The organism is Qingshengfaniella alkalisoli, assembly GCF_007855645.1.
In the GTDB taxonomy this organism is placed as follows: domain Bacteria; phylum Pseudomonadota; class Alphaproteobacteria; order Rhodobacterales; family Rhodobacteraceae; genus Qingshengfaniella; species Qingshengfaniella alkalisoli.
This window is the reverse complement of the sequence record NZ_CP042261.1, coordinates 315,990-334,924: the sequence shown is the minus strand read 5'-3', so window position 1 is coordinate 334,924 and position 18,935 is coordinate 315,990. Positions and strand designations below refer to the sequence as shown.

Here is an 18,935-nt window from a genome sequence, read left to right as displayed (position 1 = left end):
ATGAGCCTTGTCGAGACCCGAAACCTTCGCGTGGATCTTGGCGGGCGCAATGTCTTGCCGGATTTGAGCCTCATGCTGCCGGAGCACAAAATCACCGTCATCGTCGGGCCAAATGCCTGCGGGAAGTCCACACTGCTGCGCACAATGGCACGGCTGGTCAAACCCGCTGCGGGCACGGCATATCTTGACGATAAGGACGTCCATGACCAGCCCAGCCGCGATGTGGCACGAAAGCTCGGCCTGCTGCCCCAGCAGACGCTGGCACCCGAAGGTCTGTCCGTGCGCCGATTGGTCGAACGCGGTCGCACGCCGCATCTAGGCCCCCTGCGCCCCATGCGCGAGTCGGATCGCAAAGCGGTGGATGATGCCCTTGATTCTGTGGGCATGCGCCACAACGAAGACCGGCCGGTCGCCGCATTGTCAGGCGGCCAAAGGCAGCGTGCGTGGCTTGCGTTGGTTTTGGCGCAACAGACCGATGTGTTGCTGCTGGACGAGCCGACCACCTATCTGGACCTGCCACATCAGATCGAACTGCTCGATCTGGTCAAGAAGTTGAACCACGACACCTGTCGCACGGTCGCGATGGTGCTGCACGACATCAACCTCGCCTCACGTGTCGCCGATCACATGATCGCACTTCGAGGCGGCGCGGTCGTTGCTCAAGGCAGTCCAAGCAATGTTGTCACCGAGGCTGGCATGAAAGCGGTGTTCGACCTTGATTGCCGTGTGATCAGCGACCCGTGCCGTGGAACGCCCATGGTCGTGCCATTGTAGTCAAGCTGCGTCCAGACGCGCAAAGGCGCCGCCCTTGGCCAACAATTCCTCGTAGCTTCCCGTCTCGACGATGCGGCCCTCTTCCATGACCACGATCCGATCCACGTTGCGGATCGTCGCCAGGCGATGTGCAATGACCAAGGTGGTTCGATCCTTCGCAAGATCATCCAACGCCCGCTGGATGCGGCGTTCCGTTTCCGTATCCAGTGCCGACGTAGCCTCATCGAGAATGAGGATCGGCGGGTTCTTCAGGAAAGCGCGGGCAATTGCCACGCGCTGCTTTTGTCCGCCGGACAGCGTTACACCGCGCTCGCCGACCACTGTGTCGAGCCCTTCCGGAAGGCGTTCTAATAGCTCGCCCAGACGGGCACGATGGGCGGCCTGAGCAATTTCGTCCCGCGTCGCGTCAAGACGCCCATAGGCAATGTTTTCCGCCATCGTTCCGCCGAACAGGAAAACATCCTGCTGAACGATCCCGATCTGGCGGCGCAGCGATTCCAGCTTCATGTCGCGGACGTCTATACCATCAATACGGATCGCGCCCGAGGTCAGTTCATAAAAGCGGGGCACCAGCGACAACAGTGTGGTCTTCCCCGCCCCGGAGGCGCCCACGAAAGCCACCGTTTCGCCCGGCTCGACGCTTAGCGAAATGTCCTGCACGACAGGCATGTCCGTTGCGTAGCCAAAGCTGGCATGATCGATCTCGATCGCACCATTCAGCCGGTCCACGGATTTCGCATCGGGACCGTCGGCAATGTCCGGCTTGGTATCGATCAGCTCGCAGTAGCGCTGAAAACCCGCCACACCGCGGGGATACAACTCGATCACGGCCGCGATCTTTTCGATGGGGCGAAGAAACGCGCCGGTCAGAAGAAGAAATGCTACGAAGCCACCTTCGGTCAGTTCCCCTTTCAGCACCAGCCCCGCACCGAATACCATAATCACTACCTGCACGAGACGCATGCCCATATAAGTCAGCGACACGGACCCCGCCATGACCCTGTAGGCCGCCAGTTTTGCCGCGCGATAGGCAGCGTTGTCGCGCTTGAACAACTGCGCCTCGTGGGCCTCATTCGCGAAGGCCTGAACAACGCGGATGCCACCCACAGTTTCTTCCAGCCGGACATTGAAGTTACCGATCTTGGAATAGATGGCGCGCCAGGTCCTGGTCATCCGCCCACCGTAGTATGACGTCAGAAAAGCCATTGCCGGAACGATAACAATCGCGACGAAAGCCAGTTGCACATTGATCCAGAGCATCAGGCAGAACGCGCCGACAAAGGTCATGATCGCGATGAACAAGTCCTCGGGGCCATGATGCGCGATCTCGCCGATGTCTTCCAGATCGCGGGTGACACGCGCCACCATCTTGCCCGTGCGCACCTTGTCGAAATACGAAAACGACAGCCGCTGAAGATGTTCGAACGCCCGCGCCCGCATCGTGGTTTCTATGTTGATACCCAGCTTGTGGCCCCAATAGGTCACCACGAACATCAACCCTGCATTGATCAGATAGATCGCCGTCAGCCCAGCCACGGCAAGCAATGTCAGCGTCCAGTTCCCCGCCGGAATAAGCTTGTCGATGAAGCCCTGCACTGCGATGGGGAAGGCAAGTTCCAATAAACCAGACAGAACTGCGCAACCGAAATCGAGCCAGAACAGCCCCATCCAAGGACGATAGTATTCGAAGAACCGTTTCAGCATATGCGCCATTCCTGACAGAATTTGTTGCAGCCAATGCCCCGCCAAACCTTCAAGGTCAATGCGCTCGACGCGTTTACCTTGGTGACTATGCGACCGCAGAATGTTGACAATATTAGTCGGGTTGATATTTTCGCGCCGATTCTCCGCAACGTGCTGCGGCGATCTATTATGCATCACATGAAGGACGCAATCTGTGGAACAGTTCGGACCGGCCGTCACCGAAATGCTTGGCTTTCTGCAACGCGGCGGACCCGCAATCTGGGCGATCTCGGCGTTGTCGATCGTTACACTTGCACTGATCCTTTGGAAAATCTGGCGACTGGTCATGATCGGTGCGTGGTCAGGTGCCGCGACCGAACGCGCGGTACAGCAATGGAGCGAAGGTGACATCGACGGTGCCCGCGTCACGCTTGCACCACGCAAGAGCCTCCGCGCCCGCGTCGCCAAAGCCGCGATGGCCACTCACCTGGACCCCGAATTCAGTGAGCCAGAGGCCCGCGAGGAAACGGGCCGCGTCGCCAAGTTGGAACTCGCGCGTGCCCGCAGCGGTCTGCGCGCCCTGGAACTGATTGCAACCATCGCACCGCTTCTGGGTCTTCTCGGTACGGTTTTGGGGATGATCGAGGCATTTCAGGCGCTGCAAGAGGCTGGTGCCCGTGCCGACCCGGCCGCGCTTGCCGGTGGCATCTGGGAAGCCCTGCTGACGACCGCCGCCGGTATGGCCGTGGCCATTCCAGCCTCCGCCGCGCTGACATGGTTCGAAAGCGTCGCCGAAAATGTTCAGGCGGATATGGAAGATGCGGCCACACGTATCTTCACCCGTTACCAGCACGACCCGTCACTGGCGCAGGCTGCCGAGTAGTGTTCAACTTTTCCGATCATAGAACTCCGCGCAGGCCCAGCCTGACACCCATGATCGACGTGGTGTTTCTGTTGCTGGTGTTTTTCATGCTGGCGGCGCGCTTCGGAACGGATATGGCCATGCCTCTGAAGCTCGCGGGTAGCGGCACGGGTTATGACGGTCCACCCCGTCTGGTCGATGTGCAGGCCGAGGACGTCAAGCTGAATGGCGTGGTGATGGGTGAGGCCTCTCTCCTTGCGCAACTGCAGGAACTGACCGAAGCCCCCACGGATACGATCATCCTGCGTCCGGGCAAAGACACCCCGCTACAACGCGTCGTAGACGTCATGCAGGTGCTGAATGGTGAGGGATATAGCTCGCTTGTGATGGTGGAATGACCATGCAGTTCTCGACACCAAAACCCCGACCCAAAGCTGAAAGCATCGTACCGATGATCAACGTGGTGTTCCTGCTGTTGATCTTCTTTCTGATGACTGCGCAGATCGCACCTCCCGAACCGTTCGAGGTGACCCCGCCAACCGCAGCAGCCGAAGACCCCGCAGACACTGGCGATATCCTTTACGTATCTGCGGAAGGTGAGTTCGGGTTTCGTGACCTCAAGGGCGACGACGCCATCGCCGCGCTGTCAGAGCGGGAAAACGCCAACAGCCCGCTGCTGATCCGCGCGGATGCCTCCGTTGACGCCTCGGTGGTCGCAGGGTTGATGCCACGGCTCGCCGGGGTCGGGATCACCGATGCCACCCTTTTAACCGCTGCGACGGGCGAGTGATGCGCAAGCTTCTGGAAACCGGCAGCTTTCTTGCCATCGCAGCGGTCATTCATGTCGCTGCCTTTTGGCAGACAGAACAAGGCGCACCGCAATCGGGCGGGTCCGGTGGCGAAGCGCTGATCAGCCTGCAAGCGGCACCCGAATCTCTGTCTCAGATGGTTGAGGACTGGGAAAGGCCACCTGTAGAACCGAGCGAGCCCGAAATGCCCGACATTGAACCGCCGCAGCAGCAGACGGCAGCGCCGGATGCCCCAACGCCAGTCGAAAGCCCGACTGTCGAGGCGGCGCCTGCCACCACGCTCGAAGCGCTGGACACACCGGGCTTGGAATTACCATCGATGGACGTACCGGACCTTCCTGAGCCTGAGCCTGAGCCTGAGCCTGAGCCTGAGCCTGAGCCTGAGCCTGAGCCTGAGCCTGAGCCTGAGATCACCTCACCCACACCGCCACGCAAGCCAACCCCTCCCGAACCAAGGCGGGAACCGCAGCCACAGCCGCAAAGCGCACCGCAACAGGCGCAGCGTGCGGCAGGCACAGGTGGCGGTGTCGCAGCCGGTGATGCGCGCGCGTCGGATACCTCGACATTGTCACAGGCGCCGGCGGTCAATTTGAAGCAGGCATGGGGCGCACGTATTCGCGCTAGGATCGAACGCGCCAAACGCTCGCCTCGTGGTGCGCGTGCGAATGGCGTCGCAGTTGTCCGCTTGGTTGTTCACCCGAATGGACAGTTGGTGCAACTGGCTCTGGCCAGTTCGTCCGGTTCGCCCATATTGGACAAGGCGGCCCTTGACGCGGTGCGCCGTGCAGGGCGCTTCCCGTCCGCCCCGCCAGAGCTAGGCGGCACAGCACAAAGCATGGATCTGCCGATCCAGTTCAACTGATCGGCATTTCATCCCCCAACAAGATGGGCCGAGTAACGTATTGCAGATCACTTACATCGTTGCCCTCGATGGCACCGATGATCGCCTTGGCCAACCCGACACCCGTTGCGCGGAAGTCTTCGTGAAAGGCGATCGTCCCGCGCCGGAATTTCTGCATCAGGCCGAAGGAATCCTTCACCGCCAAGTCAAATTCCCGACCGAGCGTTAGGCCAAGCTCTTCCGCCGCGATGATCGTCGCGATCGCAGACGCCGCGCTGCCACACACGACCCCGTCGGGCCGCCCCCGCCCTGACATGAGACGCATGACCTCTGTCTTGATCGCGTCGAAACTGCTGTCAGTGGTGATCCCATGAAACGGCACTTCCAGCAGATCGTGGTGCTCTAGCCCTCGCAACAACCCGTCCTGCATATACTTGGAATAGGTCAGATATGGCGGCGGCATCAGCAGCGCGATTCGTCCCCGCCCGCGTTGTGCCAGCTCGTCCACAGCCTGTTCCGCGTAGGCCGAGTTATCAAAATCGAAATAGGCATGATCGAAGTCAAACTCCGTCCGCCCATGGGTGACAAACGGCATCGAATGGTCCCGCAGAAAGGTAATGCGTGGGTCCAGCGGCTCCGTTCGAGACAGCACAACCCCATCAGCGGAGCCCGTCTCGACGATGTAGCGCACCGGATCAAGCGGATCATCCGTCAGGCTGTATGGCGTTACGATCAGGTGGTAGCGCGTGGTTCGCAGATGCCGGGAGATGCCGTATATAAGGTGCGTTGACAGTCCCATCGCTTCATCTTCGACCGGTACTATCACGCTGACAACATTGGTCTTTCCTGTACGCAGACGCACGCCAGCACGGTTCGGACGGTAGCCGATTTGCTTGGCGACCAGCTTGACCCGTTCTTTCGTGGCAGTACTGATATCAGGCGCGTCTTTCAGGGCTTTGGATACTGTCGTTATGCCCAGCCCCGTCATATAGGCGATGGTTTTCAGCGTCGGGCGCCCCGTACCCGAAACAGGTGCCTCTGCGGATCGACCGCGAGCCTCATTCTTGACCTGACGCATGGCTTCTCCCTGTTATCGTCGAATCCGGCAAGCGATTGTCTGGCGCTAACTGTAACGATTTAGATCTTATGACGGAAACTCGCAAATATAAGAACCAAGCAGGATGACGCGCAGCCAATTCATCGCAGTATGTGACGATACATATATGTTTTTAAGTAATTTTACTTCTACACTTCACTACCGGCACCTCCTAAAACTGAAATAATTCATAGCTCGAAAATTAATTTGTTGCCAAACGAAATTTCTTTGTTAGCATTTTTCTACAACGATTTAGCTGGGAGGAGAAAATGAAGCTAAAATCGCTCGGAGCATGGCTCGCCGCATCGGTCGCCGTGCCAGCAACCATGGCGTCAGCGACTGATCTTGAAGTTACTCACTGGTGGACGTCCGGTGGCGAAGCTGCCGCCGTCGCGGAGTTCGCATCAGCTTTCGACGCAACCGGCAACAAGTGGGTCGACGGCGCGATTGCCGGTGGGGGCAGCACAGCCCGTCCGATCATGATCAGCCGCATCACAGGTGGCGACCCGATGGGCGCGACCCAGTTCAACCATGGCCGACAAGCGGAAGAACTGGTCGAAGCCGGATTGATGCGAGATCTGACGGATCTGGCTGAATCCGAAGGCTGGGCCGATGCTGTCGCTGCGCCTTCGCTCCTGGAAAGCTGTACGCTCGACGGGAAGATCTACTGCGTACCGGTAAACATCCATTCGTGGCAGTGGCTGTGGCTATCCAACAAGGCATTCGAAGATGCCGGCCTCGACGTTCCGACTACTTGGGACGAATTCGTGGCAGCCGCACCCGCGCTTCGCGACGCCGGTAAGATCCCGCTGGCAATGGGTGGCCAGGCCTGGCAGCGCGGCGGCGCATTCAACGTCCTTATGACTGCAATTGGCGGCAAGGAACTCGTCATGAAGGTCTATGACGAAAAAGACGCCGAAGTCGCAGCAGGACCAGAAATCGCCAAGGTTTTTCAGGCGGCCGCAGATGCGCGCGAAATGAGCCAGGGCAGCAATGTGCAGGACTGGAACCAGGCCACCAACATGGTGATCCAGGACGAAGCCGGCGGCCAGATCATGGGTGACTGGGCACAGGGCGAGTTCCAGGTTGCCGGTGAAGTTGCTGGTGAAGACTACACTTGTCTTCCCGGGCTCGGCGTGAACGAGATCATCTCCACGGATGGCGACGCATTCTACTTCCCTGTTATGGATGATGAGGAACAGAGCGCAGCGCAAGAAGAACTGGCTTCCGTGATGTTCAACGCCGGAACGCAGGTTGCCTTCAACCTCAAGAAGGGATCACTGCCAATCCGAAAGGATGTCGATCTCAATGCAGCCAACGACTGCATGAAGAAGGGTCTGGCGATCCTTGATCAGGGTAACACGGTTACGTCGGTCAACCAGCTGGTCAGCCCGGACACCAACACCCAGATCGAAGGTCTGATGACTGAATTCTTCAGCGACATGAACATGACGGCCGAGGACGCTCAGGCGCGCTTCGCGGATATCATCGCAAACGCCGACTGATCTTGCATGCAGACGTCGACCGATGTCGGCGTCTGCCCCCTCTTCTCAAACTCTGAAAGGCCAGCCATGTCGCAAACGTCGCGGCCATTTCAACTGTTTCGCAATATCAACGCCAAGATCGCTTCGATCCCGATGATATTGACGGCTTCGGTTGTCTTCCTTGGCGGCACGATCTGGACGATCGTGTATTCCTTCACCAATTCAAAGCTGCTGCCCCGGCGCGAATTCGTGGGCTTCGATCAGTATGAACGTCTTTGGTCCACGAACCGTTGGATCGTGTCGATCGAGAACCTGCTGATCTACGGCATACTCTCTCTGATTTTCAGCCTGATAATCGGATTTCTGCTTGCAGCATTGCTTGACCAGAAGATCCGGTTCGAGGACACGTTCCGCACCATCCTGCTATACCCCTTCGCGCTCAGCTTCATTGTCACCGGGCTGGTCTGGCAGTGGATCCTGAACCCCGATCTTGGTGTGCAGAGCATCGTGCGAGGGCTTGGCTGGGAAAGCTTCACCTTCGATCCGCTCTATAATGCCGACATCGTCATCTACGGCATCCTGATCGCCGGTCTCTGGCAAGGCACGGGCCTTGTGATGTGCCTGATGCTGGCTGGTCTGCGGGGCATCGACGAAGACATCTGGAAGGCCGCGCGCGTCGACGGCATTCCGATGTGGAAGACTTATCTGTTCATCGTCATTCCGATGATGCGCCCCGTATTCATCACGACGCTGGTCATTATCGCCAGCGGCATTGTGCGTCTTTATGATCTCGTCGTGGCGCAGACCGGGGGCGGTCCGGGCATCGCATCCGAAGTCCCCGCCAAATACGTCTATGATTTCATGTTCCAGGCACAGAACCTCGGACAGGGCTTTGCCGCCTCCACGATGATGCTGCTGAGCGTGGCGATCATCATCATCCCATGGGCCTATCTCGAATTCGGAGGCAAGAAACGTGGCTAACCCATCGACACTTTCCGCCACGGTTGCCGGTGCAGACATCCTGCCATCCGCCGAGCCCCGTGGCCCAAAACCGCGCCGCCGGTTTTCGCGGCGCAACATCTTCATCTATGGCACGTTGCTGCTGGTTTCGATCTACTACCTTCTGCCGCTTTACGTAATGGTGGTCACATCGTTGAAAGGCATGCCCGAAATCCGGCTTGGCAACATCTTTTCGCCACCGATGGAAGTTACCTTCCAACCATGGGTGAAAGCATGGTCCGAAGCCTGCACCGGTCTGAACTGCGACGGTCTCAGCCGCGGGTTCTGGAACTCGGTGCAGATTCTCGTGCCCTCGGTGATCCTGTCCATCGCCATCGCATCGGTGAATGGTTACGCGCTGGCCAACTGGAAGTTCAAAGGCGCCGAGACCTTTTTCACCATCCTGATTTTCGGTGCGTTCATCCCCTATCAGGTGATGCTCTACCCCATCGTGATCCTGCTGCGCGAAATGGGTCTTTATGGCAGTCTCTGGGGTCTGGTGCTGGTGCATATGGTTTTCGGGATGCCGATCAACACGCTGCTGTTCCGGAACTACTTCACCTCGGTCCCCGAAGAACTGTTCAAGGCCGCCCGCGTTGACGGGGCCGGATTCTGGGGGATTTACTTCAAGATCATGCTGCCGATGTCGCTGCCCATCTTCGTGGTTGCGATCATCATTCAGGTCACAGGCATCTGGAACGATTTCCTGTTCGGCGTGGTCTACACCAAGCCCGAAAACTACCCGATGACGGTTCAGTTGAACAACATCGTAAACTCGGTTCAGGGTGTAAAGGAATACAACGTCAACATGGCCGCCACGATCCTGACCGGACTGGTGCCGCTGATCGTTTACTTCATCTCCGGAAAACTCTTCGTGCGTGGCATCGCCGCAGGCGCAGTGAAAGGATAAGGGCGCAATGTCCAGCATAGAAATCAAAGACCTCGACCTGGCTTTCGGTGCGGTCAAGGTTCTCGAAAAACTCAACATCGACGTGCCCGAGGGCGAATTTCTTGTCCTGCTTGGCCCATCCGGCTGCGGCAAGTCCACGCTCTTGAACTGTATCGCGGGACTTCTCGACGTCACCGGCGGGCAAATCTTCATCGACGGCAAGAACGTGACTTGGGAAGAGCCCAAAGATCGCGGCATCGGCATGGTGTTCCAGTCCTACGCGCTCTATCCGCAAATGACGGTGCGCGGCAATCTGGCCTTCGGATTGAAGAACGCAGGCCTGCCAAAAGCGGAAATCGAGAAACGGATCGCCCGCGCCGCCGAAATCTTACAGATTGAGCCGCTTCTGGATCGCAAACCTGCGGCCCTGTCCGGCGGCCAGCGTCAACGCGTCGCCATCGGGCGAGCGCTGGTGCGCGACGTGGATGTGTTCCTGTTCGACGAGCCGCTATCGAACCTCGACGCCAAGCTGCGGTCCGAGTTGCGGGTGGAAATCAAGCGACTGCACCAGCAGTTGAAGAATACCATGGTATATGTGACCCACGACCAGATCGAGGCGCTGACACTGGCGGATCGTATCGCGGTCATGCGCGGCGGGATCGTCCAACAACTTGATGACCCGACCACGATCTATAACAAGCCCACGAACCTTTTTGTTGCCGGTTTTATCGGGTCACCTGCGATGAGCTTCCTCGATGGCAAGATCGAAGAGAAGGACGGCCAGAAGATCTTTATCGCCAACGGAATCGACGTCGCGATGGATGGTTATGACGGATATGTGCCGAACGCAGACGGGCGCGACATGATCCTCGGCGTTCGGCCGGAACATGTGGGCCTTCACGAAGACCCGTCCACCGGCATCCAGGGCGTCGTCGATATCGATGAACCAATGGGATCGGACAGCCTGATCTGGATAACGGTCGGCAACCAACGGCTGTCGGTACGCACGGCAGCGGGTCTGGGCTTCAAGCCCGGCCAACCGGTTGGCATCACGTTCGATATCACCAAGGCATCGCTGTTTGACAAGGACGGCGGACAGCGCCTCTGAAAACAGATGAATGGGCGGAGGCATATCGCGTCCGCCCGAACACAATTCTTCCAAGGCAGTTCTGATGATCCGCAACCCGATCCTTCCCGGCTTTAACCCCGACCCTTCCGTCATCAGGGTGGATGACACCTATTATATCGCCACCTCGACCTTCGAATGGTTCCCGGGGGTACAAATCCACAAGTCACATGATCTCGTGAACTGGGACCTGGCGTGCCGCCCCTTGACCCGTGCAAGCCAGTTGGACATGCGCGGCAACCCCGATAGCTGCGGAATCTGGGCGCCCTGCCTTTCATATGCCGATGGTAAATTCTGGCTTGTCTATACGGATGTCAAACGTCTCGACGGCAACTTCAAGGACGCCCACAACTACATCGTGACGGCCCACTCGATAGAGGGCCCCTGGTCCGACCCGATTTACGTGAACTCATCGGGGTTCGATCCCTCCCTGTTCCATGACGATGACGGCCGCAAATGGTTCCTGAACCTGGTTTGGAACCACCGCACGGCGTCCGTCGGCGGCAATCCGAAACATCCCGCATTCGCAGGGATCGTGATGCAGGCATGGGATCCTGACACCCAGACGCTGCAGGGAGAACCGCGGATCATTTCGAACGGCAGCCCGCATGGCTTGACCGAAGGGCCGCACCTCTACAAGCGCAACGGCTGGTACTACCTCACCGTCGCCGAAGGGGGCACCGGGTATGATCATGCCGTGACCATGGCCCGGTCCCGTGACATCCGTGGACCCTACGAGCTGCACCCCGATACACACCTGATCACCTCTATCGGCGCCCCGGATGCGGTATTGCAGCGATCCGGACACGGTCAAATCGTGGAAACACCAGATGGCCAAGTCTACCACACACATCTATGCACGCGCCCCATCAAGGGCATGAAGCGCTCGCCGCTGGGCCGCGAGACCGCGATCCAGAAATGTGAATGGCGCGATGATGACTGGCTGTATCTGGTGGATGGTGGCCACAAACCCGCGGTCGATGTCATCCCTCCCGATCCATCCGTTGTGCGCAGGGAACGTCAGGCCATAGAAACGCGCTTCGAAGAGACAGAGCTACCTGTGGAATTCCAGTGGCTGCGGACCCCGGACCCGAGCCGTATCTTCAGCCTGGCACAACCGGGACTACGCCTGCACGCACGCGAGTCCATCGGAAGCTGGTTCGAACAAGCGCTTGTCGGGCGCAGGCAGGAAGACTTCGTCTTCCGCGCGGAGACTCGCCTCGACTTTGACCCTGTCACCTACCAGCAAGCCGCCGGAATGGCGCTCTACTACAACCGTCACAAGTTCCACTTTGCTGGAATCACCTGGCATGAAGAAATTGGCCGCTGCCTGACCATATTGTCCTGTCCCGGCGATTGGCCCGACAGTCGCATGACCTTCCCTCTGGATCGACCGGTTCCGCTGCCCGATATGGGTCCGGTGGACCTGGCAATGGAAGTGGATCACGAAAAGCTGCAGTTCTTCTTCAACACCGGAGGCGCATGGACCGCCATAGGGCCGGAACTGGACGCAAGTGTCATTTCCGACGAGGGTGGCCGTGGCGAGCATGCGTCCTTCACCGGCACCTTCGTGACCCTGAACGCGTTTGACACGTCGGGATCAGCACGGCCAGCCGACTATTCGCGGTTCGCCTATATTCCACGATCTGGTCGCTAATCAGTCACTTGCTGCAGGGTCCGCTTCGCCACCGGCTTGCATTCCTGCAGCAAGGTCGCCACAAGGCCTGCGGGTCGTTCGGGAGGTTGCAGGCGTGGCGAAGCTCTACTTTCATTATTCGACAATGAACGCAGGCAAATCGACCGTTCTTCTGCAGGCCGCTCACAACTACCGCGAGCGGGGAATGCAGACCTACCTGCTGACGGCGCGTTTCGATGATCGCTCAGGCGCTGGAAAGATCTCATCGCGCATCGGCATTTCTGCAAATGCAGACACGTTCTCACCCCAAGACGATCTGTTTCTGCGTCTCGAGAACCGTTTGGCCGAGGGCCCCTGCGCCTGCGCATTTGTCGATGAAAGCCAGTTTTTGACCGAAGCACAGGTCTGGCAATTGGCGCGTGCCGTGGATGATCTGAAGATCCCCGTCATGTGTTACGGCCTGCGCGTGGATTTTCGCGGCAAGTTGTTCCCCGGATCGGCGGCGCTGCTTGCTCTGGCAGATGAGATGCGCGAAGTTCGAACAATCTGTCATTGCGGAAAGAAGGCAACGATGGTCGTACGCAACGGACCGGACGGGAAACCATTGAAAGAGGGCGCTCAGGTGCAGATCGGCGGCAACGAAACCTATGTCTCACTTTGCCGCCGACACTGGCGCAAAGCAATGAGCCACTATATCTAGACGGCGTTGGGCGGGGCCTTGCCTTCGAAAAACGCGATCAGGTTGTCGACGGCCATCAATCCCATCTGTTCTCGCACCTCCAGTGCCGCAGTGCCAAGATGCGGAAGCAGCACCACATTTTCCATGCCCATCAGCGCTTGTGGCACCTCCGGTTCGTTTTCGTACACGTCCAAGCCTGCGGACGCGATCTTGCCTTTCTTCAATGCCGAAACCAGCGCTTTCTCATCGACGACATCCCCGCGTGAAATGTTCACGAACACGCCTGTCGCCTTCATCGCAGAGAACATTTTCGCATCAATCAGATGATGCGTATCTGCACCGCCCGGCACAGAAACGACGACGAAATCGGCCGTCTTGGCCACACCTTCGAGCGTCTCCAACTGGCGCGCAGGAACGCCTGCATCCTCGACCGTCGAGCGATTGAAAAACACCACGTCCATGTCGAACCCGTGATGGGCGCGCTTCGCGATGGCCTTGCCGATCCGGCCCATGCCAACCACACCAAGCGTCTTGCCGGTGACATGCTGACCCAACATCTGCGTCGGATGCCACCCTTCCCAGTCACCGCTGCGAACCAAACGTTCACCTTCTCCGGCACGCCGCGACGCCATCAGCATCAGCGTCAGAGCTATATCAGCCGTGGCATCGGTAACGGCACCGGGGGTGTTCGTTACTTCGACCCGCACGGCCCGCGCGGCATGAACGTCGATATGATTATAGCCCACACCGAAATTGGCCAGAATTTGCGCTCGGCAATGCCCTCCCACCGCATCAAACACATCCGCGCTGAACAAATCCCCGAGCGTCGGCAGGACCGCGTCGAAATCCATCAGCGCGCCAGTCAATTCTTCATCCGACAAGGGCGTGGTGGATGGTCGCATGACGGCTTCGAAATGCTCGGACGCCTTTTCCAGCACCTTGTCGGGCAACGGTCGAGTGATCAGTAGTTTGGGTGTATCGGTCAAAACAGGCGTCCTCCCAGCGGCACCTCATGGTCCGGCGACAACAATACGACGGCATCGTCCTGATCCGGCACGCCAAGCACCAAGACCTCGGACGTCATGGGCCCGATCTGGCGAGGCGGGAAATTGACAACGGCCATCACTTGTCGTCCGACCAACTTTTCTGGCTCATAGTGAACCGTAATCTGTGCGGAACTCTTCTTTACACCGATCTCTTGACCGAAATCGACCCATAGCTTGATGGCGGGTTTACGCGCTTCGGGGAAGGGTTCCGCTTGGACGATCCGGCCCACCCGGATATCGACCTTCAGAAAGTCATCGAAACTGATGTCGTTCATTGGGCCAACTCCCGCGAGCGATTGGCCGCGGCGGCCACGGCACGCTCCAGAAGCGCAGGAAAGCCGAATTCCTTGTCCATCAGGACATCCAAGGCCGCGGCGGTCGTGCCCGCGGGGCTTGTAACATTCACACGCAGCTGGGTGGGATCGTCTTCCGAGTTCTCCGCCAGGTGCCCCGCGCCAGCCACCGTCGCTTTGGCAAGCCGCATGGCCAAATCCTCTGGCAGCCCTTGCGCCTGCCCTGCCGCAGCGAGGGTTTCGATCAGATGGAACACATAGGCGGGACCCGAGCCGGATACGGCCGTCACAGCGTCCATCTGTGATTCGTCGTCGAGCCGAACCGTCTGGCCGACAGCGGTGAGGAACTCCTCCGCCAATGCAAGCTGCACCTCCGATACCTTGGAATTGCCGATCAGCGCCGTGATGCCTCGCCCCACTGCAGCAGGTGTATTCGGCATGGCACGGACGATAGAAGTCCCCTGCCCAAGAACCCTTTCGTAGTAGGCAATCGGCGTCCCCGCGGCGACGGACACGAAGAGCGTTTCGCCATTGCCAAGCGGCTGCATGTCCGGAAGCGCATCTGCCATCATCTGCGGCTTGACTGCGATCAGGACCATTGCCGGATTCTCAGGCCAGCCTTCGTTCAGGTGCAGCCCGTCAATCTGCTTCAGCCAGTCGGACGGTTTCGGATCCATCACCCAGACCGAGGACGCGGGCAATCCACCTTCCAGCCAGCCCGCCAGCATGGCAGAACCCATTTTGCCGCAGCCCAGCAGAACCAGCCCGCGGCTTTCGATATGTTGCTTTTGCATCTTTCCCCCGTCGCGTTCGCCCCGAAGGGCCTACGCGGCGGAGACTAGGCGCGACCGTAAGCCTCTGCAATGGCGACCTGCATGGCCTCTTTCGGCGCCGTATTACCCCATGTCACCAACTGGAAAGCAGGGTAGAAACGTTCCGACGCAGCCACGGCCGAAGCAATCAGCGTGTCGATCTGATTCGGGCAAGCCATCTGCCCGCCGCTTAGCACCAGACCATAGCGGAAGACCATCAGGTTCTGCTCGGCCCAGTAGGTGAACGCACCGGTCCAGCACATATCATTGGCCCGGTTCAGCGCCTCGTAAAGCTCGGGCACCTTATCCTCTGGCGGCTCCATATCGAAGGTCGCGATCAAGCGCAGTGTTTCGTCAAAGGCCGACCATGCCACAGTCACGGAATAGGTGCGCCATTGTCCTTCGACCGCCATGGCGATCTGGTCTTCACCTACACGATCGAATTCCCATGCGTTGTGCTCTGCAAGGGTTTCGACAATGTCGATAGGATGAATGTCTTCGATCTGGTGTTCGGAAAGTGACATGACCGGCCTCTTGGGTTGTTAGCCTCAGCGCGGCTGCGAAGCCCCACTAACACTAGGTGCCTGCTCAATAAGCGGAGGTTCTTGCCTGTCCGCTTACTAGATATGGTGTGCCACAATCCCGAACCTGTAAAGAACTATTTGGTTAATACCCACAGATTTCGTAGGCCGCCATTGCGCAGCCCACAAAATAAGCGACCCATCGTGTTGGGGTGCTTGCGTTACTCGGAAAGCTTGGTTTCAAGCAGTTCCAGCCGCTTGGATAGCGCGTCGTTTTCTTCACGCGCCCTCTGGGCCATCGCTTTGACTGCGTCGAATTCATCGCGCGTCACGAAGTCCTGCTCAGCCAGCCACCGCTCAAGCCGGCTACGAAGCACGGTTTCGACCTCGCCTTTCGCGCCTTGGGCGACCCCCACCGCGTTAGTCATAAGCTGCGACAGATCGTCAATGATTTTGTTACGACTCTGCATGGTCTGGCTCCGCTGGTTGCTCGCGGGGACATATGCGACCTCCCGCCTCGTTTCACAAGCTTGACACCGCGCGCGGGCACCTTCAAGTGATCGGCATGTTGATGGCTATCCCATTCCCCGACATCAGTCCCGAGATCTTCGCGATCGACATCGGCGGCTTCTATTTTGCGCTTCGCTGGTATGCGCTCGCCTATATTCTGGGGCTTCTGATCGGGCTTTGGATTTTGCGCCGGGTGTTTTCTTCACCGAAGCTATGGCCCGGCAACCAGTCACCCATGACGCCAGAGCAAGCCGAGATGATGCTGACATGGATCATTGTCGGCGTCATCATTGGTGGGCGACTGGGTTTCGTACTGATGTATCAGCCAGCCTACTACCTGTCGCACCCGATGGAGATTCTGAAGGTATGGCAGGGCGGGATGGCCTTTCACGGCGGGTTTCTGGGTGTGATTATCGCCTGCACGGCATTTTGCTGGAAACAGAAGATTCCGATGCTGCCCACCGCCGACGCACTAGCACTCGCAACACCTCCGGGCTTGCTCCTGGGACGCCTGGCAAATTTCATTAATGCGGAGCTATGGGGGCGTCCAAGCTCTGTGCCTTGGGCCGTGATCTTCCCCGGTGAACATGCGCAGGCCTGCCCCACCGACTGGGTTGGACCCTGCGCGCGACACCCGTCGCAATTGTATGAAGCCGGTCTTGAGGGGCTGCTGCTGGGTGCCATCCTGCTCTGTCTGGCTTTCGCGACCCGCGCGCTCAAGGCACCCGGATTGATCGCAGGGCTGTTCTTCCTTGGCTATGGCCTGTCCCGGATGTTTGTTGAATTGTTCCGTCAAGCGGACGCCCAGTTCATCACCACGGACAACCCGATGGGCTACGTGGTCCGCGCGGGCGAATTCGGTCTGTCGATGGGACAGCTTCTATCGCTGCCAATGGTCGTACTAGGCATCATCATGATCGCGGTGGCCACAAAACACAGCCGCACATGACGCCTCTTGAAAAGTCACTGATCCAAAGCATCCACGCAACCGGTCCGATTACCGTCGCTGACTACATGAATGAATGCCTTCTGCACCCGCAGCACGGCTACTATGTCAGCCGCCCCCCTTTCGGTCGCGATGGTGATTTCACCACGGCGCCAGAGATCAGCCAGATGTTCGGCGAGGTCATCGGTTTATGTCTGGCACAGGCATGGATCGATCAGGGGCGGCCCAACCCCATGACACTGGTCGAAATCGGACCCGGACGCGGCACGTTGATGGCGGATATCCTGCGCGCCACTAAAGCGGTGCCTGGTTTTCATGCCGCAGCTGATATCGTTCTGATCGAAGCCTCCGACCGACTTCGCTGTGTACAGGCCAAGACACTTGCCGGCTGCTCCCCGCGCTGGCTGACTCACAGCAGCGAGTTGCGGAGCCAACCCTTGTTTCTCGTGGCGAACGAGTTCTTCGACGCACTCCCCATCCGGCAATTCGTTCGGGCCAATGACAACTGGCACGAGAGACAGATCGGATTGCACGGCGACGCACTCGCCTTCGGGCTGTCCGCACCGACTAGCAACGCTTATCTGGAACGCCGCGTGGCGGATACCGCGCCCGGAGACGTCGTCGAGATTTGTCCCTCCGCCCCTGCGATCATAGCAGACATTGCATTGCGCATCGGGACGCATGGTGGCGCTGCAGTCATCATCGATTACGGCAATTGGCGTTCAAAGGGTGACACGTTGCAAGCCCTACAGCACCATCAGATGGTCAGCCCGCTACATTCACCCGGGCTGTCGGACATTACCGCCCATGTAGATTTCGAGGCCTTGTCGGGCGCAGTGGCAGACATGTGCGAAACCACAACCATGACACCGCAAGGCGTGTTTCTTGAACGGCTGGGCATTACGACTCGGGCCCAGGCCCTTGCGCAGACGATGACGGGTGATACGCTGACCCAACATATCGCGGCTCATCGTCGCCTGACCCATCCGGACGAGATGGGTCAGCTCTTCAAGGTTATGGGGCTCTACCCCAGAAACGCGACACCACCTCCGGGACTGACTAAATGACAGTGGAAAAGCTGACTTCCCGACTTCTGGCCCCAATCCGCCATGGTTTCTACACGCGACACGGAGGTGCATCTTCCGGGGTGTTTGCCGGATTGAATTGTGGTTTCGGATCGAGCGATCAGTCCGACATCGTTTCCATAAACCGGGCTCGCGTGGCCCAGGATATGGGGGTCACTCCCGACAAGCTGCTGGGTGTGTACCAGGTCCATTCGCCAAAAGCCGTCATCGCGACGGACCCAAGCGACACCACAGGTGTCAAGGCGGACGCAATCGTCACGCGAACGCAAGGGATAGCGCTATCGGTCCTGACCGCTGACTGCGCACCTGTGCTGTTCAGCGACCCGGAAGCGGGCGTCATAGGCGCCGCGCATGCTGGCTGGCGTGGCGCGCTGGGGGGCGTTCTGGAAGCAACACTGGATGCAATGACCCAACTCGGCGCGAAGCCCGAATCGACGCGTGTGGTGGTCGGCCCTACGATCAGCCAAGGAGCCTATGAAGTCGGACCCGAATTCTTCGACGACTTTATGGCAGAAGACCCTGAATACTCACGATTCTTTGTCGCAGGAGAGGACGATCGAATGATGTTTGATCTTCCCGGTTTCGTCTTGGCCCGCTTGCGCGCATTGGGTGCCGAGCAGTGTGAATGGATCCGCCATTGTACCTATTCCGACCCAGCGCGATACTTCTCCTACAGACGCAGCGCACACGAAAAATCCGCTGATTACGGGCGTTTGATCTCCGTCATACGCTTGTAACATCGCACTACAAGCAGACATCTTAACTTTTCATTAACTTCTAGGCTTGCAAAAATCCGCCGACGGACTAATTTGATCACTGCTAGGGTACTATGTAGTTAGTTTCG

Annotated in this window: 21 protein-coding genes; 14 read left to right on the top strand and 7 right to left on the bottom strand. The window is 58.7% G+C overall.

The features are described from left to right. Positions 1–774 carry an ABC transporter ATP-binding protein gene (locus FPZ52_RS01785; RefSeq protein ID WP_146363127.1) on the top strand — a complete coding sequence of 258 codons (774 nt, stop codon included), beginning with the start codon at positions 1–3 and terminating at the stop codon, positions 772–774. Here the strand turns inward: FPZ52_RS01785 and FPZ52_RS01780 are convergent, their stop codons facing one another. Continuing rightward, positions 775–2,478, bottom strand: coding sequence for an ABC transporter ATP-binding protein (locus tag FPZ52_RS01780; RefSeq protein WP_146363125.1), 1,704 nt, complete (start codon positions 2,476–2,478; stop codon positions 775–777). A 193-nt stretch (positions 2,479–2,671) separates the two neighbouring features. Here FPZ52_RS01780 and FPZ52_RS01775 point away from each other — a divergent pair, with 193 nt between their 5' ends. Genes FPZ52_RS01775 through FPZ52_RS19030 form a run of 4 tightly spaced genes read left to right on the top strand, consistent with a single transcriptional unit; the run spans position 2,672 to position 4,990 of the window. Further along, a complete protein-coding gene (locus FPZ52_RS01775; RefSeq protein WP_240804380.1) occupies positions 2,672–3,340 on the top strand; it encodes a MotA/TolQ/ExbB proton channel family protein in 669 nt (222 codons plus the stop codon). Continuing rightward, entirely contained in the window at positions 3,340–3,717 is a 378-nt protein-coding gene (locus FPZ52_RS01770; protein ID WP_240804379.1) for an ExbD/TolR family protein, read from the top strand. Before FPZ52_RS01775 ends, FPZ52_RS01770 begins: the two co-directional genes overlap by 1 nt. Then, a complete protein-coding gene (locus FPZ52_RS01765; protein ID WP_240804378.1) occupies positions 3,714–4,109 on the top strand; it encodes an ExbD/TolR family protein in 396 nt (131 codons plus the stop codon). The genes FPZ52_RS01770 and FPZ52_RS01765 overlap by 4 nt, the downstream gene beginning before the upstream one ends. Continuing rightward, on the top strand, positions 4,109–4,990 hold the full coding sequence (locus tag FPZ52_RS19030) for an energy transducer TonB (RefSeq protein WP_146363121.1): 882 nt from the start codon (positions 4,109–4,111) through the stop codon (positions 4,988–4,990). Before FPZ52_RS01765 ends, FPZ52_RS19030 begins: the two co-directional genes overlap by 1 nt. Here FPZ52_RS19030 and FPZ52_RS01755 read toward each other — a convergent pair. Further along, entirely contained in the window at positions 4,983–6,047 is a 1,065-nt protein-coding gene (locus FPZ52_RS01755; RefSeq protein ID WP_146363119.1) for a LacI family transcriptional regulator, read from the bottom strand. The two genes, FPZ52_RS19030 and FPZ52_RS01755, sit on opposite strands and share 8 nt — an antisense overlap. A gap of 287 nt (positions 6,048–6,334) precedes the next feature. On the opposite strand from FPZ52_RS01755, the gene FPZ52_RS01750 reads away from it, so the two are divergent. The 6 genes from FPZ52_RS01750 (at position 6,335) to FPZ52_RS01725 (ending at position 12,899) form a co-directional block, all read left to right on the top strand. Then, positions 6,335–7,570 (top strand): ABC transporter substrate-binding protein, encoded by a 1,236-nt coding sequence (locus tag FPZ52_RS01750; protein WP_146363117.1) that lies wholly within the window; start codon positions 6,335–6,337, stop codon positions 7,568–7,570. 66 nt (positions 7,571–7,636) lie between these two features. After that, positions 7,637–8,530 (top strand): carbohydrate ABC transporter permease, encoded by an 894-nt coding sequence (locus FPZ52_RS01745; RefSeq protein ID WP_146363116.1) that lies wholly within the window; start codon positions 7,637–7,639, stop codon positions 8,528–8,530. Between the two features lie 37 nt (positions 8,531–8,567). Beyond that, positions 8,568–9,458 carry a carbohydrate ABC transporter permease gene (locus tag FPZ52_RS01740; RefSeq protein ID WP_240804414.1) on the top strand — a complete coding sequence of 297 codons (891 nt, stop codon included), beginning with the start codon at positions 8,568–8,570 and terminating at the stop codon, positions 9,456–9,458. Positions 9,459–9,465: 7 nt separating this feature from the next. Next, positions 9,466–10,545 carry an ABC transporter ATP-binding protein gene (locus tag FPZ52_RS01735; RefSeq protein WP_146363113.1) on the top strand — a complete coding sequence of 360 codons (1,080 nt, stop codon included), beginning with the start codon at positions 9,466–9,468 and terminating at the stop codon, positions 10,543–10,545. Positions 10,546–10,609: 64 nt separating this feature from the next. Further along, entirely contained in the window at positions 10,610–12,220 is a 1,611-nt protein-coding gene (locus FPZ52_RS01730; RefSeq protein WP_146363112.1) for a glycoside hydrolase family 43 protein, read from the top strand. A gap of 94 nt (positions 12,221–12,314) precedes the next feature. Beyond that, positions 12,315–12,899: a thymidine kinase gene (locus FPZ52_RS01725; protein ID WP_146363111.1), complete on the top strand. Its 585-nt coding sequence runs from the start codon at positions 12,315–12,317 to the stop codon at positions 12,897–12,899. On the opposite strand, the gene FPZ52_RS01720 is transcribed toward FPZ52_RS01725, so the two are convergent. The 5 genes from FPZ52_RS01720 to FPZ52_RS01700 all read right to left on the bottom strand — a co-directional run bounded on the left by FPZ52_RS01720 (position 12,896) and on the right by FPZ52_RS01700 (position 16,020). After that, positions 12,896–13,864 (bottom strand): 2-hydroxyacid dehydrogenase, encoded by a 969-nt coding sequence (locus FPZ52_RS01720; protein ID WP_240804377.1) that lies wholly within the window; start codon positions 13,862–13,864, stop codon positions 12,896–12,898. The genes FPZ52_RS01725 and FPZ52_RS01720 overlap by 4 nt on opposite strands. Then, on the bottom strand, positions 13,861–14,199 hold the full coding sequence (locus tag FPZ52_RS01715; RefSeq protein ID WP_146363110.1) for a tRNA-binding protein: 339 nt from the start codon (positions 14,197–14,199) through the stop codon (positions 13,861–13,863). The genes FPZ52_RS01720 and FPZ52_RS01715 overlap by 4 nt, the downstream gene beginning before the upstream one ends. Beyond that, positions 14,196–15,011: a pyrroline-5-carboxylate reductase gene (proC, locus tag FPZ52_RS01710; protein ID WP_146363109.1), complete on the bottom strand. Its 816-nt coding sequence runs from the start codon at positions 15,009–15,011 to the stop codon at positions 14,196–14,198. Before proC ends, FPZ52_RS01715 begins: the two co-directional genes overlap by 4 nt. Positions 15,012–15,055: 44 nt before the next feature. Then, positions 15,056–15,553, bottom strand: coding sequence for a type III secretion system chaperone family protein (locus FPZ52_RS01705; RefSeq protein ID WP_146363108.1), 498 nt, complete (start codon positions 15,551–15,553; stop codon positions 15,056–15,058). A gap of 218 nt (positions 15,554–15,771) precedes the next feature. Next, positions 15,772–16,020 carry an accessory factor UbiK family protein gene (locus FPZ52_RS01700; RefSeq protein ID WP_146363107.1) on the bottom strand — a complete coding sequence of 83 codons (249 nt, stop codon included), beginning with the start codon at positions 16,018–16,020 and terminating at the stop codon, positions 15,772–15,774. Positions 16,021–16,115: 95 nt separating this feature from the next. Here FPZ52_RS01700 and lgt point away from each other — a divergent pair, with 95 nt between their 5' ends. The 3 genes from lgt to pgeF are packed head-to-tail and all read left to right on the top strand — an operon-like array spanning position 16,116 to position 18,828. Next, positions 16,116–17,009: a prolipoprotein diacylglyceryl transferase gene (gene lgt / locus FPZ52_RS01695; RefSeq protein WP_146363106.1), complete on the top strand. Its 894-nt coding sequence runs from the start codon at positions 16,116–16,118 to the stop codon at positions 17,007–17,009. Next, positions 17,006–18,073 carry a class I SAM-dependent methyltransferase gene (locus FPZ52_RS01690; RefSeq protein WP_146363104.1) on the top strand — a complete coding sequence of 356 codons (1,068 nt, stop codon included), beginning with the start codon at positions 17,006–17,008 and terminating at the stop codon, positions 18,071–18,073. The genes lgt and FPZ52_RS01690 overlap by 4 nt, the downstream gene beginning before the upstream one ends. Continuing rightward, complete coding sequence (pgeF, locus tag FPZ52_RS01685; RefSeq protein WP_146363102.1) at positions 18,070–18,828, top strand: peptidoglycan editing factor PgeF; 759 nt, start codon at positions 18,070–18,072, stop codon at positions 18,826–18,828. Before FPZ52_RS01690 ends, pgeF begins: the two co-directional genes overlap by 4 nt. Positions 18,829–18,935: the final 107 nt, after the last annotated feature.

What these genes read in the sequence shown, in the direction of transcription:
- FPZ52_RS01730 (WP_146363112.1), top strand. Translation starts at nt 10,610, where the DNA reads ATGATCCGCAACCCGATCCTTCCCGGCTTTAACCCCGACCCTTCCGTC.
- lgt (WP_146363106.1), top strand. Translation starts at nt 16,116, where the DNA reads ATGTTGATGGCTATCCCATTCCCCGACATCAGTCCCGAGATCTTCGCG.
- FPZ52_RS01755 (WP_146363119.1), bottom strand. Translation starts at nt 6,047, where the DNA reads ATGCGTCAGGTCAAGAATGAGGCTCGCGGTCGATCCGCAGAGGCACCT.
- pgeF (WP_146363102.1), top strand. Translation starts at nt 18,070, where the DNA reads ATGACAGTGGAAAAGCTGACTTCCCGACTTCTGGCCCCAATCCGCCAT.
- FPZ52_RS01780 (WP_146363125.1), bottom strand. Translation starts at nt 2,478, where the DNA reads ATGCTGAAACGGTTCTTCGAATACTATCGTCCTTGGATGGGGCTGTTC.
- FPZ52_RS19030 (WP_146363121.1), top strand. Translation starts at nt 4,109, where the DNA reads ATGCGCAAGCTTCTGGAAACCGGCAGCTTTCTTGCCATCGCAGCGGTC.
- FPZ52_RS01690 (WP_146363104.1), top strand. Translation starts at nt 17,006, where the DNA reads ATGACGCCTCTTGAAAAGTCACTGATCCAAAGCATCCACGCAACCGGT.
- FPZ52_RS01750 (WP_146363117.1), top strand. Translation starts at nt 6,335, where the DNA reads ATGAAGCTAAAATCGCTCGGAGCATGGCTCGCCGCATCGGTCGCCGTG.
- FPZ52_RS01735 (WP_146363113.1), top strand. Translation starts at nt 9,466, where the DNA reads ATGTCCAGCATAGAAATCAAAGACCTCGACCTGGCTTTCGGTGCGGTC.
- FPZ52_RS01715 (WP_146363110.1), bottom strand. Translation starts at nt 14,199, where the DNA reads ATGAACGACATCAGTTTCGATGACTTTCTGAAGGTCGATATCCGGGTG.
- FPZ52_RS01705 (WP_146363108.1), bottom strand. Translation starts at nt 15,553, where the DNA reads ATGTCACTTTCCGAACACCAGATCGAAGACATTCATCCTATCGACATT.
- FPZ52_RS01765 (WP_240804378.1), top strand. Translation starts at nt 3,714, where the DNA reads ATGACCATGCAGTTCTCGACACCAAAACCCCGACCCAAAGCTGAAAGC.
- proC (WP_146363109.1), bottom strand. Translation starts at nt 15,011, where the DNA reads ATGCAAAAGCAACATATCGAAAGCCGCGGGCTGGTTCTGCTGGGCTGC.
- FPZ52_RS01700 (WP_146363107.1), bottom strand. Translation starts at nt 16,020, where the DNA reads ATGCAGAGTCGTAACAAAATCATTGACGATCTGTCGCAGCTTATGACT.
- FPZ52_RS01745 (WP_146363116.1), top strand. Translation starts at nt 7,637, where the DNA reads ATGTCGCAAACGTCGCGGCCATTTCAACTGTTTCGCAATATCAACGCC.
- FPZ52_RS01785 (WP_146363127.1), top strand. Translation starts at nt 1, where the DNA reads ATGAGCCTTGTCGAGACCCGAAACCTTCGCGTGGATCTTGGCGGGCGC.